The organism is Sphingobacterium sp. Mn56C (assembly GCF_049319645.1).
Taxonomy (GTDB): domain Bacteria; phylum Bacteroidota; class Bacteroidia; order Sphingobacteriales; family Sphingobacteriaceae; genus Sphingobacterium.
This window is the reverse complement of the sequence record NZ_JBMOUC010000010.1, coordinates 1-15,606: the sequence shown is the minus strand read 5'-3', so window position 1 is coordinate 15,606 and position 15,606 is coordinate 1. Positions and strand designations below refer to the sequence as shown.

11 protein-coding genes are annotated in these 15,606 nt (G+C 40.9%); 4 read left to right on the top strand and 7 right to left on the bottom strand.

Translation table 11 applies throughout. The annotated features are described in order from the left end of the window. Positions 1–72 precede the first annotated feature (72 nt). On the bottom strand, positions 73–522 hold the full coding sequence (locus ACL9RF_RS17320) for an Hsp20/alpha crystallin family protein (protein WP_422801904.1): 450 nt from the start codon (positions 520–522) through the stop codon (positions 73–75). Positions 523–723: 201 nt separating this feature from the next. Beyond that, positions 724–1,083 carry a dihydroneopterin aldolase gene (locus tag ACL9RF_RS17315; RefSeq protein ID WP_422801903.1) on the bottom strand — a complete coding sequence of 120 codons (360 nt, stop codon included), beginning with the start codon at positions 1,081–1,083 and terminating at the stop codon, positions 724–726. Positions 1,084–1,197: 114 nt separating this feature from the next. On the opposite strand from ACL9RF_RS17315, the gene ACL9RF_RS17310 reads away from it, so the two are divergent. Both ACL9RF_RS17310 and ACL9RF_RS17305 read left to right on the top strand, forming a co-directional pair. Next, complete coding sequence (locus tag ACL9RF_RS17310) at positions 1,198–1,941, top strand: 3-keto-disaccharide hydrolase (RefSeq protein WP_422801902.1); 744 nt, start codon at positions 1,198–1,200, stop codon at positions 1,939–1,941. A gap of 90 nt (positions 1,942–2,031) precedes the next feature. Next, a complete protein-coding gene (locus ACL9RF_RS17305) occupies positions 2,032–4,209 on the top strand; it encodes a DPP IV N-terminal domain-containing protein (RefSeq protein ID WP_422801901.1) in 2,178 nt (725 codons plus the stop codon). A gap of 101 nt (positions 4,210–4,310) precedes the next feature. Here ACL9RF_RS17305 and ACL9RF_RS17300 read toward each other — a convergent pair whose 3' ends face one another. Further along, entirely contained in the window at positions 4,311–4,814 is a 504-nt protein-coding gene (locus ACL9RF_RS17300) for a hypothetical protein (RefSeq protein WP_422801900.1), read from the bottom strand. A gap of 243 nt (positions 4,815–5,057) precedes the next feature. On the opposite strand from ACL9RF_RS17300, the gene carB reads away from it, so the two are divergent. After that, on the top strand, positions 5,058–7,877 hold the full coding sequence (gene carB, locus ACL9RF_RS17295; protein ID WP_422801899.1) for a carbamoyl-phosphate synthase large subunit: 2,820 nt from the start codon (positions 5,058–5,060) through the stop codon (positions 7,875–7,877). Between the two features lie 126 nt (positions 7,878–8,003). On the opposite strand, the gene ACL9RF_RS17290 is transcribed toward carB, so the two are convergent. The 4 genes from ACL9RF_RS17290 to ACL9RF_RS17275 form a co-directional block, all read right to left on the bottom strand. Next, entirely contained in the window at positions 8,004–9,425 is a 1,422-nt protein-coding gene (locus ACL9RF_RS17290) for a Gfo/Idh/MocA family protein (RefSeq protein WP_422801898.1), read from the bottom strand. Between the two features lie 272 nt (positions 9,426–9,697). Next, positions 9,698–11,008 (bottom strand): TolC family protein, encoded by a 1,311-nt coding sequence (locus tag ACL9RF_RS17285; protein ID WP_422801897.1) that lies wholly within the window; start codon positions 11,006–11,008, stop codon positions 9,698–9,700. Position 11,009: 1 nt separating this feature from the next. Beyond that, complete coding sequence (locus ACL9RF_RS17280; protein WP_422801896.1) at positions 11,010–14,087, bottom strand: efflux RND transporter permease subunit; 3,078 nt, start codon at positions 14,085–14,087, stop codon at positions 11,010–11,012. Between the two features lie 11 nt (positions 14,088–14,098). Continuing rightward, positions 14,099–15,160, bottom strand: coding sequence for an efflux RND transporter periplasmic adaptor subunit (locus ACL9RF_RS17275; RefSeq protein WP_422801895.1), 1,062 nt, complete (start codon positions 15,158–15,160; stop codon positions 14,099–14,101). 165 nt (positions 15,161–15,325) lie between these two features. Here ACL9RF_RS17275 and ACL9RF_RS17270 point away from each other — a divergent pair, with 165 nt between their 5' ends. Beyond that, a complete protein-coding gene (locus tag ACL9RF_RS17270; RefSeq protein WP_422801894.1) occupies positions 15,326–15,463 on the top strand; it encodes a hypothetical protein in 138 nt (45 codons plus the stop codon). Positions 15,464–15,606: the final 143 nt, after the last annotated feature.

Below are 15,606 nucleotides of genomic sequence, written 5' to 3'. Positions count from 1 at the left end.
TTAGAATTCGCCTGTTTTATGCTTCGCTTCAGCTAAATTATCGCCTCAGCCAATAGCCTTTCGTTCTAGGTATTAGCGTACTTCGATGGATCGTTTTGCAATAATAGCATCTTCTTTTTTACCAATCTTAACCTTTAAAATACCATCCGCATAGGCCGCATCAATATTGCTATAATCTACAGTTTCTGGTAAGGTAAAAGACCTAGAAAATGAATTGTAGTTAAATTCTTTTTTATTGTACAATTTTTCGCTGCCTTCCATTTCCTTATCTTCGACTTTTTCGGCGGATATGGAGATTATATTCTTGTCTACATTGATTTTAAAATCTTCTTTTTGCAAACCTGGTGCAGCCAACTCAATCGTAAATGCTACTTCACTTTCGGTGATATTTACCGCAGGAACACGGGTTACCAATCTATCCGAAATAAAAGAATCATTAAATAAATTGTCGAATACTGAATTTACAAAGGGATTAACACCATCTGTATTTACGGTTCTGTTAGGGAATTTAATTAAAGCCATTTTTATGTCCTCCAAAATTTAATTTTTGTTGTTTAATTTTTTATTTTAAATATCTATATCTCCTTATTTTCAACTTATGTACCAAAGTGAAAACAATGCCTTTTTGTCATTAAAAATTAAAATCACAAGACATAAAGTCATATTCTTCATGTAAATACACTCAAAAACACCGACTTAACTGCAGTTCTTTTCCCTGAACCTTTACTGTTTATAATATAGGGCTACCTCAGAATTGGCCAGATCACCACCAAAAGCAGGGTTTGTTTTCCGTATGGAAATGTCGGCTCGTGTGATAAAGGGATATTTATCTTGTAAAAGTTGCAAAATATCTGCTACTGCCGATTCCAATAGCCGGCGTTCTGGCGTCATTACCTCCACTAAAATAGCATATACCTCCTCATAGTTTATGCTGTTGGCTAGGTTTTCAGTATCCGAACTATCGAAAGGAAAATAAACAGATACGTTCAGGTAAAATTCATTTCCTATGACCAGCTCCTCGTCATAAAATCCTATAGGCGAAAAAAAGCGCACTTCATTTAAGGCTATTTTTTGTGTTATCATAATTTAAAATTACATATTTATTCCATGCCTGAATAACTATATTTACAGAACGGATTCTATAATCTAATAGCTAATATTTTAAATCCTAAACGGCTTAACCAAAAACTATAAACCATGGTGAAAATAAAAAAAATAACCTTCCTCCTTCCCTTATTGTCTTTACTGGCAATGAGCATGCATGCACAAACAAAATTTAAACCTGAAGATACCGAATATTACAGCCCTGAATTACGCACGGTAACGACAACAGCCAATGGCGCCCCAAGCGATGCTATTGTACTTTTTAACGGCACGAACCTAGACCAATGGATAGCATCAAACGACCGCAATAAAGCACAATGGCTTGTTCATAACAACACTGTAACCGTAGCGCCTGGCAAAGGTAACATACAGACTAAAGATACATTCGAGGATTTCCAACTTCATATTGAATGGAAAAGCCCTGAGGTTCGTAAAGGAGAGGGACAAGGGCGTGGTAATAGTGGTATATTTTTACAGGGCTATTATGAAATTCAGGTGTTAGACAATCGGGATAATCCAACATATGTAAATGGCGAGGCTGCTTCGCTGTATAAACAGCAACCGCCATTAGTACGTGTGCTGGCGAATAATGATGCTTGGCATAGTTATGATATTGTTTACTCGGCTCCCCGATTTAATAAGGATGGCGTGTTGCTTAAAAAGGGATCGGTAACAGTTTTACATAATGGTGTCTTGGTTCAAAATAACACGCAAATTGAAGGAACTACAGAATACATCGGATTGCCTAAAATTATTGCACATGGAGCTGGGCCTATTATACTTCAAGACCATGGCGATTTGGTGCAGTTTAGAAATATATGGATACGTCGGCTTTAGTTGCCGAGACATCTTACATCTTATATGCCTTTACCGTAAAAATGTGCGCACAAATCCCTAATTTCGTCAGGTATAAAATTGATGATGATAATGATGAAAAATTTATGGATATTATTCCTGTTAGGATCATCGTATGCTTACGGACAGCGTAACTTTACGATAGAAGAAACGGTACTTGGACCTAGCAAATTTGCGCCAAAAACATGGTATGGCACCAAATGGACTACAGGATCGGATAGCTTTACACATCTGGATAGCACATACCAGCATTTGGTTGTTCGCAGTGCCCATGACAATTGGCAAGGCAAAATACTCGCCTCTGTAACTGATGTGCAGCAGGCTTTAACAAAAATTCTTCCAGCAGAAAAAATAAGCTTACGAAATTTCCCTATACCGTACAGTTGGGAAAATGAAAAAGACCTTTCTTTTACTGTTAATGTGGACAAATATATATATTCCGTAGTGTATAATGTAGACAGCAAATTGGCTTCGATAAAATCGGCGCTAGATTTGGAGTCTACACAAATGGAAGCGAGTGCTAACAATCGACAAACGGCTTATTTAAGGGGCAATAATATAGAAATCCTAACCCTCGATGGCCATAAAATCCAGGTTACAAAAGATACTGTGGATGGTATTGTAAACGGTAGTGACTATACACACCGCCAGGAATTCGGTATTAAAAAAGGAATGTGGTGGTCGCCAGACAATGAAAAATTGCTCTACTACCGCAAAGATGAAACCATGGTCTCCAAGTACCCGTTGCCACAGTGGGATAGTCGTGTGGCATCTATAAAGGATATTCGATACCCCATGGCGGGCATGAAAAGCGAAGAGGTTAGCCTCGTAATTTTTAATACACATACCAAAGAATATATTACGCTACAAACGGGTACACCGCAGGAGCAGTATCTTACCACTGTCACTTGGGATCCTAGCAGCAGGTATGTTTATGTAGGTATTTTAAACCGTGGCCAGGATCATTTAAAACTTAATCAATATGATGCACAAACGGGTGCCTTTGTAAAAACACTCTTTGAGGAGCAGTCTAATACTTGGGTGGAGCCGCTAAATCCATTGACGTTTCTTCCAAACAACCGTAACCAGTTTTTGTATCAAACGGATAGGGATGGCTTTAACCAGCTGTACCTTTATGATACGCAGGGTAAACTGTTGAGAAACTTAGGCTTCCAGGAGGTTATTGTTATTGACTTTAAAGGTTTCGATAGCAAGGTTAGCAAAGCGTATTATACTGGGGCTACAAACAATGGACTGGAAAGGCATCTCTATGAGGTGGACTTAAAATCTGGAAAAACGGTGCAGTTAACACAACATAAAGGTACCCACAACGCTTCCGTGAGTAGCAGTGGAAACTATGTTTTAGATCAGTACTCCAGCTTAACGACGCCCAACAAATTACAGGTTCTAAATCGTAAAAATAAGAAAGAAACGGTTCTACTAACGGCAGAAAATCCTTTTACAGGTGTTATTAACCTACCTAAAATCGAATTTAAACAATTTACATCTGCCGATGGTAAAACGCCTCTGAATGCGCGCATAACTTACCCTGAGAACTTTGACCCCAACAAAAAATACCCTGTTATGGTTTACCTTTATGGGGGCTCGCATGCTCAGCTGGTTACTGATAGGTGGTTAGGTGGCGTGGGCTACTTTGATCTGTATATGGCTCAAAATGGTTACTTGGTGTTTACTTTAGATAATAGAGGTTCTGATGCCCGTGGTAGAGACTTTACCCGTATTACGCATAGGCAGCTTGGGGAAGCTGAAATGGCCGACCAATTGGTTGGTGTAGACTACTTAAAGTCGTTACCGTATGTGGATAGTCAGCGATTAGGGATATTTGGATGGAGCTTTGGTGGCTATATGACGACCTCCTTAATGACTAAACACAACGATATATTTCATACCGCAGTGGCTGGTGGCCCTGTTATCGATTGGAAATATTATGAGGTGATGTATGGTGAACGGTATATGGATACCCCACTAGAAAACCCGGAGGGCTATAAAAAAACGTCTCTGCTGGATAAAGCCGACCGTTTAAAGGGAAACCTTCTGATTATTCATGGTGCCCAGGATCCGGTAGTGGTTCAACAACATAGTATGCAATTTTTAGAACAGTGTATAAAAGCTGGGAAGCAGGTTGACTATTTTCTATATCCTACGCATGAACATAATGTAAGTGGTAAGGATCGTATTCATATGTATGATAAAATTGCCAAGTATTTCGATATGCATTTAAAAAAATAGTGCTTTAAGCGGATACTTTTTACAGAAGATAATAGCATAAATAAGGCTGCCCTGGTTAAAGGCAGCCTATTTTCTCATGTTAAGTTTATGTATATTACAGCTTAGAAGGTATAGCGTGCTGTTAAACCTCCATTGGCGTAAAAACCATCGTAACGATCATATCCTCGAACGATATGAACTGTAGGTCGAATATCTGCAGAAAAGGCAAATGGAGCCTTTTTTAATTTATAGTCTATTCCCCCTGTTGGGTATAGCCCTGCATTAAATCCCCCTTCTAAATCACTATCTTTAACAAAGGTGTTTGATAAAATTAACCCTCCACCTACAAACCATTTAAAACCTGGAATAGTTCCAATCTGGAAGTGATGTTGATAGGTTCCGGAAAGGGCTACATTCTGATAGCGATCGCCATGCCATTTGTTGGAATCAAAACCTAAATCAAATTCTAATGCGCCAGGTTGGGTAATAAAAGTCTTAAAAGCAACAGAAGCAGAATTGTAATAACCTCCATCTGCTAGTCGTATACCTATAGAGTTTTTGTAGTGCTGCCCATAGGACAATCCAGAAATTAACATTGCTACGGTTGCTAAAAATATTCGCTTCATTTTGTTCTAATATGTTTCTAGTATTCTACGTTGCTATACAAACACCGTACCAGTTCGTAATTTCTGAAGATGCAAAAGCGCCCTATTGGATTTAAGCAAAACATTTTTTTATATTATAAAAAATATAATGTAACTTTGCACTCCGACAAAGCAGTCGGAATACTCTTCTTTAGCAAGGCAATTCTCGCCAGCTTTGATCAACACAACAACGCGTATTTTAAACACTTTTTGATTTAATAAATAATGCCTAGAAACACCTCCATTAACTCCGTTTTAATTATTGGTTCTGGACCTATTGTTATCGGACAAGCGTGTGAATTTGATTATTCAGGATCCCAAGCTGCCCTATCTCTAAAAGAGGAAGGTATCAAAGTTTCCATTATCAATTCTAACCCAGCAACAATTATGACCGATAATATTGTTGCGGACCATGTTTATTTATTACCCCTTACTTGTGAAAGCATTGAACAGATCCTTCAAGAGCAGCAGATTGATGCCGTATTGCCAACTATGGGTGGTCAAACCGCGTTAAACCTGTGTATCGAAGCGTCTGAACTTGGCTTATGGGAAAAGTATAATGTTCAAGTGATCGGTGTGGATGTGGCAGCCATTGAAAAGACAGAAAACCGCGAAGAGTTCCGTCAATTAATGGTGGATATTGGTGTAGGCGTTGCCAAATCAAAAATTGCCAATTCTTTCCTTGAGGGTAAAGAAGCTGCGCAGGAAATTGGCTATCCTTTGGTTATCCGCCCTTCTTATACTTTAGCCGGTACTGGTGGTGGTTTCGTACACAAAAAAGAGGATTTTGATGCTGCTTTAAACAGAGGTTTACATGCATCACCTACGCATGAGGTTCTGGTTGAACAGGCCGTTTTGGGTTGGAAAGAGTTTGAGCTGGAGCTGTTACGTGATAAAAATGATAACGTAATTATTATCTGTACCATCGAAAACTTTGACCCTATGGGTATCCATACCGGCGACTCGATTACGGTTGCTCCGGGTATGACGCTTTCGGATAAGTGTTACCAGGATATGCGTAACAAAGCGATTAAAATGATGCGTTCGATTGGTAACTTTGCCGGTGGATGTAACGTTCAGTTTTCGGTAAATCCGGAGAATGAGGAAATCATTGCTATCGAAATTAACCCGCGGGTATCGCGCTCTTCTGCATTGGCATCTAAAGCTACAGGTTACCCTATTGCAAAAATCGCAGCAAAGCTTGCTATAGGTTACAATCTAGATGAGTTACAAAATCAAATTACAAAAACTACTTCTGCATACTTTGAGCCTACGTTGGATTATGTTATCGTAAAGGTTCCTCGTTTCAACTTTGATAAATTTAAAGGGGCAAACAAGGAGTTGGGCTTGCAGATGAAAGCTGTTGGTGAGGTGATGGCAATTGGCCGTACCTTTATCGAGGCTTTACAAAAGGCGGCTCAATCTTTGGAAACTGGACGTGCAGGTTTAGGTGCTGACGGTCGCCAGTTGCGCAACCTTGAAGAGATTATGCACAGCTTGGAGCACCCTAGCGCGGATCGTTTATTCCATATCAAAGATGCTTTTGAATTGGGGGTTCCATTGGAATCTATTCGCAAGGCTACACTTATTGATAAATGGTTCTTGGTACAAATTCAGGAATTAGTGCATTTAGAACAGGAGTTACGCCGCTACCAATTGTCGAATATTCCACAGGACTTTTTATTGACCTTGAAACAAAAAGGATATTCGGATGTGCAAATTGCTTGGTTGTTAGGTAATGTTACCGAAGATGAAGTTTATGCACGCCGTAAGGAATTAGGTATTAACCGTGTGTATAAAATGGTGGATACCTGTGCTGCGGAATTCCCGGCACAAACCCCGTATTACTACTCTACTTTCGAAACAGAAAATGAGTCTGTCGTATCGGATAAAAAGAAAATCATTGTTTTAGGTTCGGGCCCTAACCGTATCGGTCAGGGGATAGAATTTGATTACTCTTGTGTTCACGGTTTACTGGCCGCTAAAGAAGCGGGTTTTGAAGCCATTATGGTGAACTGTAATCCTGAAACGGTGTCTACAGATTTTAACATGGCGGATAAACTTTATTTCGAGCCTGTTTTCTGGGAGCATGTACGTGAAATTATTGAGCTTGAAAAACCTGAAGGTGTTATTGTTCAGTTGGGTGGACAAACGGCTCTTAAAATGGCGGAACGCTTGGAGCAATTGGGTGTTAAGATTATCGGAACATCGTTCGAAAATATGGACTTGGCAGAAGACCGTGGCCGTTTCTCGGACTTGCTGAAAGAGTTGGATATTCCGTACCCTAAGTATGGTGTAGCGACCTCAGCGGAGGAGGCTATTGTCGTGGCAAATGAAGTTGGATACCCGGTATTGGTACGACCTTCGTATGTATTGGGTGGACAGGGTATGAGTATTGTTATCAACGACGAGGACTTGGAAAAAGCCGTGGTGAATCTATTGAAAAACCTTCCTGGCAATCATATTTTAATTGACCATTTCTTGGATCGCGCGGAAGAGGCGGAGTCGGATTCTATCTCTGATGGCGAGGATGTGCATATCATCGGTATGATGGAACATATTGAGCCTGCAGGTATTCACTCTGGCGACTCATCGGCAGTGTTACCTCCATTTAGCTTGTCCAAAAATGTACAGGACAAAATGGAAGAGTACTCGATTAAATTAGCAAAAGCGCTGCAGGTAAGTGGTTTGTTAAATATTCAGTTCGCCATCAAAGATGAGCAGGTGTATGTGATCGAAGCGAACCCGCGTGCATCTCGTACGGTACCTTTTATTGCAAAAGCTTACGATGTGCCTTACATCAATATTGCAACGAAGGTGATGTTGGGAGTAAATAAGTTAAAAGATTTCACCATCGAACGTAAATTAACCGGATGGGCGATTAAAGAACCTGTATTCTCATTCTCTAAATTCCCTGAAGTTGACAAGCAGTTGGGCCCTGAAATGAAATCTACAGGTGAGGCTATCCGTTTTATCAAAGATCTTCAGGATCCTTATTTTAGAGAGTTGGTATCTAAAAAATCGATGTTCTTAAATGCGCAGTAGGCTGAATATTCAGCATATATAAAACTGTTCAACTCGTAAAATAATTAAATAATAAGCATAAATAAGGGGCTTTTCAAATTGAAAAGCCCCTGCTTATTTTTAGTATTTCCTTACCTTAGTTTAGTCTTAAACCGAGAGCTGCTTTCCACCGCCCTGTATTAGGGTACGAATTTTGGTATTTCCACCACCGTTTAAGGTTAGGTCTACAGGCGTATTTGTCTTCCATGCTCCTTTAGTGAAATCTGGGATATTTACCGATTTTGAATTCTTAGCTACCGATTCTACACTGAGCGGTACAATAGCGCTCCATGCAGCAGCGTCGTACACATCCTGGTCTAGCGGTAAACCATTACGTAAACAATCAATCAGCCTCCAATCCATCATAAAATCCATCCCCCCATGTCCACCTACTTTTTTGGCCTGCTCACCAATAAATGTAACCAGTTCAGGGGTATATTTTTTACGTAGATCCGCCATCATTTCTTCATTTAGGTATACGTGACCATTCTTATGCCGCTTTAGTGCAATCCCTTCCGTTGGATACTTTTGGGCGAAACCTTGGGTACCGCTAAGTTGATGTATACGTGAATATGGACGTGGCGAGCTTACATCATGCTGTAGCATAATGGTTTTCCCTTTCCGCGTACGGATTAATGTTGTATTCATGTTGCCTCTAAATTTTTTGCCTACAAACTGCTGATACGTAGCGTCGCTGGCGGCAAGCTTTCTTGCTTCTTCCCCCATATGATAATCGTCGGTCTGCATGGCGACAAGGCTGTCCATAACATCCCCCCTATTTACCTGCATACATTGTGCTATGGGGCCTAAACCATGTGTAGGATAGAGGTTACCATTGAATCGTATATTTTCCTTTAAGCGCCAAAAATCATCGTAATAGGTTTTGCTGAAGTTAAGGTCTAATAAATCATGAATATAGGCGCCCTCGGCATGTATAATCTCGCCGAATACACCTTCTCGAGCCATCTTTAACGTTAGCATCTCAAAGAAATCATAACAGCAGTTTTCCAGCATCATGCAATGCTTTTGCGTCTGTTCAGATACCTTAACCACCTCCCAGCAATCCTTTACCGATAATCCGATAGGTACCTCACAGGCTACATGCACACCTGCACGCATGCCGGCGATACACATTGGGGTATGCAGGTCCCAGGGGGTACAGATATATAAAAGATCGAACTTTACTTCTTTCAACATGTGCTGCCAGCCTGCATCGCCGGAAAATATTGTGGGTTGTGCCAGACCCCGCTCGGTTACCAGTTTCTGCATCTTTTCGGCCCGGTCTTTATGTCGGTCGCATAGGGCTACAATTTCTGCACCTTCAATATAGGTATACCGATCTACGGCACCAATGCCTCTATTTCCTAATCCTACAATAGCAATGCGCACTTTATCTAATTTGGGTGCAGTAAAGCCGGACATATTAACGGCCTGCCCTGCTTTCGCTTCTACATACAATGCAGGCAAGGTTATAGCAGCTGCAGACAGCATCGATACGCTTTTTAGAAAGTCCCTACGGTTTGAATTCATGGTTATATCTTTGGTTTTTAGCGTTTACTAACTTCTTCTTAAAAATTAGAGGGGACATCAAGTCCCCTCTAAAATCACCTATCTTTTAAACAACCTAAACAGTCTTTCAACAATTAACCATTGGAAAAGTAAACGTCTTTTGGTTAAGGATATCGGATAAACATACCGTTATCTTCAGCAATAATAATTGTAAATTATCAGATTATAAAATAAAATCTATACGCAAACGATTGTTCAATTTTACGGAAACGGTTGCATGAAACTATTCCTTGTTATTGCGTAATATTAAGTTTTCCGACAAGCTCTAATAAGTTGGCTTCGGATAATTTAGCTTCCAACAGGGCCGCATTATAGCGCGATACAGCCTGAATAAAGTTCTGCTGAGCATCTCTGAATTCCACAGCGCTGATAGTTCCTATGCGATATTTCTCCAGCGTAATACTCAGATTCTGCTTGGCAATACGTTCATTTTTCGCTTCCCAGCCTGTCAGTTCAAGATTCGTTATATAGCTTTGATAGGCTTGGGTTAAGGCTGTTTCTACGGTCAATTTCTGCTGGGCAATCTGCAGATCTACTTGATCGACATTCAACTTGGCAACGCGCTCATTGCGCCGTTGATTAAGGCCATCAAATATATTAACCGAGGCGGTAATGCCATAGTTTAAGCCCTTGGAATTCGAACTTGCCACAAACCCTAAGCTGGATTCGGTACGCGAAAAATTATAGCCTCCATTAACACGTACGGTAGGGTATCGGTTGGCCTTTACCGTTTTTTCCTGAAGCTCTGCAAGGCGTCTTGCAATGCTTGCTGCTAGCAGATCGGGGTTATGCTGGCTGGCTTGTTCCAGCAGATCGGCGAGCTTCAGCTGCTCGTTAATTTCAACGGTTTCTACCACTAGAAAGTCTGTTATCAGTGGGCGCGCAAGCAAACTGTTTAAAGCAATTTTAAGATTTTTTACGGTTTGGCTTTGTCTCAGCCTATTGGATTCATCTTCATTTAGGTTTACCTGTACATTTAGTACCTCCAAACGGGAGGCTTTGCCTATGGTAAATCTATTTTCCGCTGTGCGCAGTCTTTCTTTGGAAATAAGAATACTCGAGTCTAAGGCATTTAAAAGATTTTGCTGCTCCACAATGGTATAGTAGGTGCTTATAACTTCCGAAACACGCGCTACAATAGTTTTCTTTAACAAAATATCACCCTGCTTTTCCAGCTCTTTTAGGGTTTCATAGCGTGCAAACATCCCGAGGCCATCAAAAATTGTCCAGCCTACATTTACGCCATAGGTGAGACTATTGTTTCGGGCGTTATCCAACGAACGGGTTTCGCCCGTTGCTTGCTTTTGAGTAGAATTCTGAATATTATTATTCTGATTTAAATTTGCTGTCACTGTAGGTAGTATGCCGGCATTACCGTAGGTTACATTTTCTTTCGCTACCAGCAGATCATTTTTAGACAACTTGATACTATAGTTATTGTCCAATGCTAGGGCTACGGCTTCATCTACCGTTAACAACTCCTGACTGAAAACCTGCTGGCTGTAAATAATAATTAGACTTACTAAAAGTACAATCCTTTTCATCTTATTCGGTTATAGTATCAAATTCAGGACGGTGTTTACGCTGACGCGAAAACATCAGGTAAAAGGCCGGAATTACAAATAGTGTTAATATTAAAGAAAACATGGTACCACCAACGATTACTACGCCCATACCAATACGGCTCACGGAGGCTGCACCTAGCGATAGTGCAATAGGCAAGGCACCTAATGCAATGGCTAAGGAGGTCATCAGAATAGGACGTAAGCGTGCCTCCGAAGCGTGTGCAACGGCCTCAAACTTGCTGTACCCTTCTGAACGGAGATGGTTGGCAAACTCAACAATAAGAATACCATTTTTCGTCACTAAGCCGATCAACATAATGGTTCCAATCTGACTGAAAATATTCCACGATTGCCCAAATAACCAGAGGGAAAATAAAGCGCCCGCCACCGCCATTGGAACGGTGAATAGAATAATAATGGGGTCTATAAAACTCTCAAACTGTGCCGCTAAAATTAAAAATATTAAAAGTATTGCCAAGCCGAAGGCAAACATGGTGTTCGAGCCACTTTCCACAAAATCACGAGCTTCACCTCCTAAATCGGTTGTAAAACTATCATCCAACACCTTATCCCGAATGGCGTCCATGGCTTTAATGGCCTCGCCCATATTTCTGCCGGGTGCCAGACCTGCAGATACCGTGGCCGACATGTATCTATTATTATGATAGAGTTGTGGCGGACTACTGTGCTCGGCTACTTCGATAATGTTATCCAATTGTATAAGTTGCCCTTCTTTATTTTTTACATAGATAGAGGTCAAATCCGTTGGTGTTGCACGATCTTTACGATCAAACTGTCCCATTACTTGGTACTGCTTTCCATTCATCATAAAGTATCCAAAGCGTTGCCCTGATAGGGACATCTGCAGAGTCTGTGCTATATCCAATACCGAAACACCCAAGGTTTGAGCCTTCTCTCTATCTATGTTTACATAAATCTCGGGTTTGTTAAACTTGAGGTTTACGTCCACAACGGAGAAGGTAGGGTCTGTAGAAAGCTCTTCCATAAATTCGGGTATCTTCTCTTCCAGCTTTTTGAAATTTGGTGCCTGAATAATATATTGAATTGGTAAACCTCCTCTACGATTTACAGCAATTGTAGGCTGTTGGGATACCGACACCTTAGCTTCCGAATATCCGCGCGTCAGACGGCTCATATCATCGGCAATCTCCCCTTGGCTCCTTTTACGCTGGTCGGAAGGTACTAAACCTAAACGCACGACACCACTGTTGGCCGATGCCGAGCCAAAGCCTGGTGAGGTAATAACTAAACTTACTTTTTTCTCCGGCACAGAATCGTTAATAAGCATCGTTAAATCCGTCATAAAACGATCCATATAATCGTATGATACCCCTTCGGGTGCTGTGGCACGTAAGGAGATATAACTTCGGTCATCGTAAGGTGCTGTTTCCTTGGGCAACAGTTGATAGAACAGGAATATTAATCCAAAACATAGCATAATAATCGCCACACTAAGCCATTTAAAGCGTAAAAAGTTGCGTAGAGCACTTTCGTATTCTTTATTCATAGCGACAAAATAACGCTCTGTTTTTTCGTAAAACTTGGTGTGCTTCTGCTCGCCTCCTTTCATAAGATAGGCATTTAACATCGGCGTTAAGGATAGCGATACAAACGCGGATATCAATACCGCGGCACCAATTACTACGCCAAACTCCCGAAATAAACGCCCGACGAAACCTTCTAAAAATACAACGGGTAAAAATACTGCAGCGAGTGTAATAGAAATGGAAATTACAGCGAAGAAAATTTCATTGGATCCCTTTATTGCAGCTTCTATGGGCGACATGCCTTGTTCTACTTTCTTAAAGATATTTTCCGTTACTACGATACCGTCGTCTACCACCAAGCCTGTAGCCAATACGATAGCCAACAACGTTAGTACATTAATGGAAAACCCACATAGGTACATAATAAAAAATGTGGCAATAAGGGATACAGGGATATCAATTAAAGGCCTAAAGGCGATGGACCAGTTGCGGAAAAAGATATATATAATAATTACCACCAGCACAATTGCTATTAGCAAGGTTTCGGCAACTTCTAAAACGGAGTTTTTTACAAATTGGGTGTTATCAATGGCAATATTTAAATCAAAACCTTCGGGTAGCTCATGCTCCAAACGGTCATACTCGGTATAAAAATGTTTAGCAATCTCCAGGTAATTTGTTCCCGGCTGTGGGATAACCGCCAAACTTACCATAGGATAACCTGAATCAGACATTTTTGTTTCAAAATTCTCTGCCTCCAGCGCGGCTTTACCTATATCGCTAAAACGAACAAGCTGTTCTTGTGTGGCCCGGATAATCATATTATTGAACTCCTCCACCGAGGCTAGATTTCCAATTGTCTTAACGGCTAGCTCGGTATTAGCACCTGTTAATTTGCCCGATGGAAGTTCTACATTCTGCGCATTGAGGGCATTACGAACGTCAATGACGGTTAACCCATAGGAGGCTAACCGTACAGGATCTATCCATAAGCGCATAGCGTATTTCCGCTGCCCCCAAATTTGTACGGAACTTACGCCTGGAATTGTCTGTAGGCGCTGCGCAATAACATTCTCCGCAAAATCTGACAGTTCAAGCACATTTTTTGTAGAGCTTTGTACGGTCATTGTAATGATAGGCTCGGAATCTGCATCGGCCTTGGATACCACCGGAGGTGCATCAATATCCTGTGGTAAACTACGTTGCGCCTGCGATACCTTGTCGCGCACATCATTTGCCGCCTCTTCTAAATTTTTTGTCAGGTTAAATTCTATGGTAATATTACTAATACCTTGACTACTCGAGGAAGATATATTCCGGATACCATCAATAGAATTAATAGATTTCTCCAATGGTTCTGTAATCTGCGACTCTATAATCTCGGCATTCGCTCCTGCATATGATGTTCGAACAGATATCTGTGCCGGATCTATAGAAGGAAATTCACGGACTCCTAAAAAGGTGTATCCTATAATACCGAATAAAATAAGCAATAGATTCATTACTATCGCTAAGACGGGGCGTTTTATACTTAAGGTGGATAGACTCATAACAGCAACTTCTATTTAAGGGTTACCTGTACCGAACTACCATCACGAAGCGACATAACCCCCGACGTTAAAACCGTATCGCCGGCAGTAATACCTTTGGTAATTAATATAGCAGAATCAGTACGTCCACCGGTTTCCACAATGCGCTCCACTGCTTTTCCATTCTTTTGTACAAAAAGTTTCTTGCCATTTTGAATTGGAATAAGTGCTTCTGTAGGTACCATCAACCCGTCGTTTATAGTTTCGAGGGGGAATATAACATTGGCAAATGTACCAGGAATCAAGCGGCTGTTACCATTGTCGGCAATGGCACGCACACGTAATGTCCGTGTACTCGCTTCAACTATAGGCTCAATGGCGTAAATCGTAGCGAAAAAGTCTCCCTGCAGCTCTTGAACGGTAAATAGCACTTTATTATTAATTTTCACCTTTCCGGCATACTTTTCAGGAATTGAAAATTGCAACTTCAACTGCTTTAAATTTACAAGCTGAGCAATATCCGTAGTTGGCGTAATATAACTCCCTTTAGAGATGGCGCGTAAACCTATGGTACCCGAGAATGGGGCACGCACGCGGGTTTTATTGAGTTGGGCCTGTATTAATTGTATCTGCGCATCGGCAGTTCTAAAATCAGCACTAGCAATATCATATTCTTCTTGACTAATAGCCTCCTTTTCTAATAGTAATTTTGCTCTACGCTCGTTTTCCTTCGCTAAGGTACTTCGTGTTTGTGCTTGCAAGAGTTGAGCTTTTAAATCGGCGTCATTTATTTGAACTAAAACCTGTCCGGCAGTTACAGCCCCCCCTTCCGCAAAGTTTAAGTTTTCGACGATGCCCGGAATCTCGGACCGCAATACGACAACTTCATTGGGTTCAATTGAGCCTGTCAAGGATAGAAAATCCGAAAATGGGGCCCCTTTCACCACTATACCGTATACACCTGCAGCCTTCCTCCCACCAGACACAGATTTTTCAGCAGCCTTGATTTCACTATTTTGATAAAGCCGATAACCGACCAAAATCGCTACTACAAGTATTAATAAACCGAAAAAAAAACCACTCTTTTTATTCATAATATGCCGTCATAGATGTTAATAAATGCAGTGGACAAGATAAGGCAAATAGTTCTAGTTTATTGTAAAAAATATGATAGAAGTATATTGAAAAAGAAAAAACAGGTAAGTAAACAGAATTTTTAGGTAAAAAATCGCTTGTTATTTCGGCACAGAAACTGAAAAATGCATACCAACAACCATGGTTTTGTAGCAGCCATTTGTATAGGAAAAAAAGATCCGGTAAAAGATCCCGGAGAAGTCATCAGCCAAGCGCTAAAGCAAACCAGTTACTATGGCCGTGAAGTGCTAAAGCAAAGCTAAAGGTTAAGTAAGGCTAAAAGATCAAGACTAGCCCCCATACGCCAAGCCTATTAGCAGCAAAAGCTATAAAACAAAAAATCCCCTCCAGTTTCCTGAAGGGGATTTGTATAAAAAAAGGCACCGACCTACTCTCCCACCTGTTA

Excerpts from the sequence above, each read along its gene's own strand:
- ACL9RF_RS17320 (WP_422801904.1), bottom strand. The coding sequence starts at position 522 with ATGGCTTTAATTAAATTCCCTAACAGAACCGTAAATACAGATGGTGTT.
- ACL9RF_RS17315 (WP_422801903.1), bottom strand. The coding sequence starts at position 1,083 with ATGATAACACAAAAAATAGCCTTAAATGAAGTGCGCTTTTTTTCGCCT.
- ACL9RF_RS17310 (WP_422801902.1), top strand. The coding sequence starts at position 1,198 with ATGGTGAAAATAAAAAAAATAACCTTCCTCCTTCCCTTATTGTCTTTA.
- ACL9RF_RS17305 (WP_422801901.1), top strand. The coding sequence starts at position 2,032 with ATGATGAAAAATTTATGGATATTATTCCTGTTAGGATCATCGTATGCT.
- ACL9RF_RS17300 (WP_422801900.1), bottom strand. The coding sequence starts at position 4,814 with ATGAAGCGAATATTTTTAGCAACCGTAGCAATGTTAATTTCTGGATTG.
- carB (WP_422801899.1), top strand. The coding sequence starts at position 5,058 with ATGCCTAGAAACACCTCCATTAACTCCGTTTTAATTATTGGTTCTGGA.
- ACL9RF_RS17290 (WP_422801898.1), bottom strand. The coding sequence starts at position 9,425 with ATGAATTCAAACCGTAGGGACTTTCTAAAAAGCGTATCGATGCTGTCT.
- ACL9RF_RS17285 (WP_422801897.1), bottom strand. The coding sequence starts at position 11,008 with ATGAAAAGGATTGTACTTTTAGTAAGTCTAATTATTATTTACAGCCAG.
- ACL9RF_RS17280 (WP_422801896.1), bottom strand. The coding sequence starts at position 14,087 with ATGAGTCTATCCACCTTAAGTATAAAACGCCCCGTCTTAGCGATAGTA.
- ACL9RF_RS17275 (WP_422801895.1), bottom strand. The coding sequence starts at position 15,160 with ATGAATAAAAAGAGTGGTTTTTTTTTCGGTTTATTAATACTTGTAGTA.
- ACL9RF_RS17270 (WP_422801894.1), top strand. The coding sequence starts at position 15,326 with ATGCATACCAACAACCATGGTTTTGTAGCAGCCATTTGTATAGGAAAA.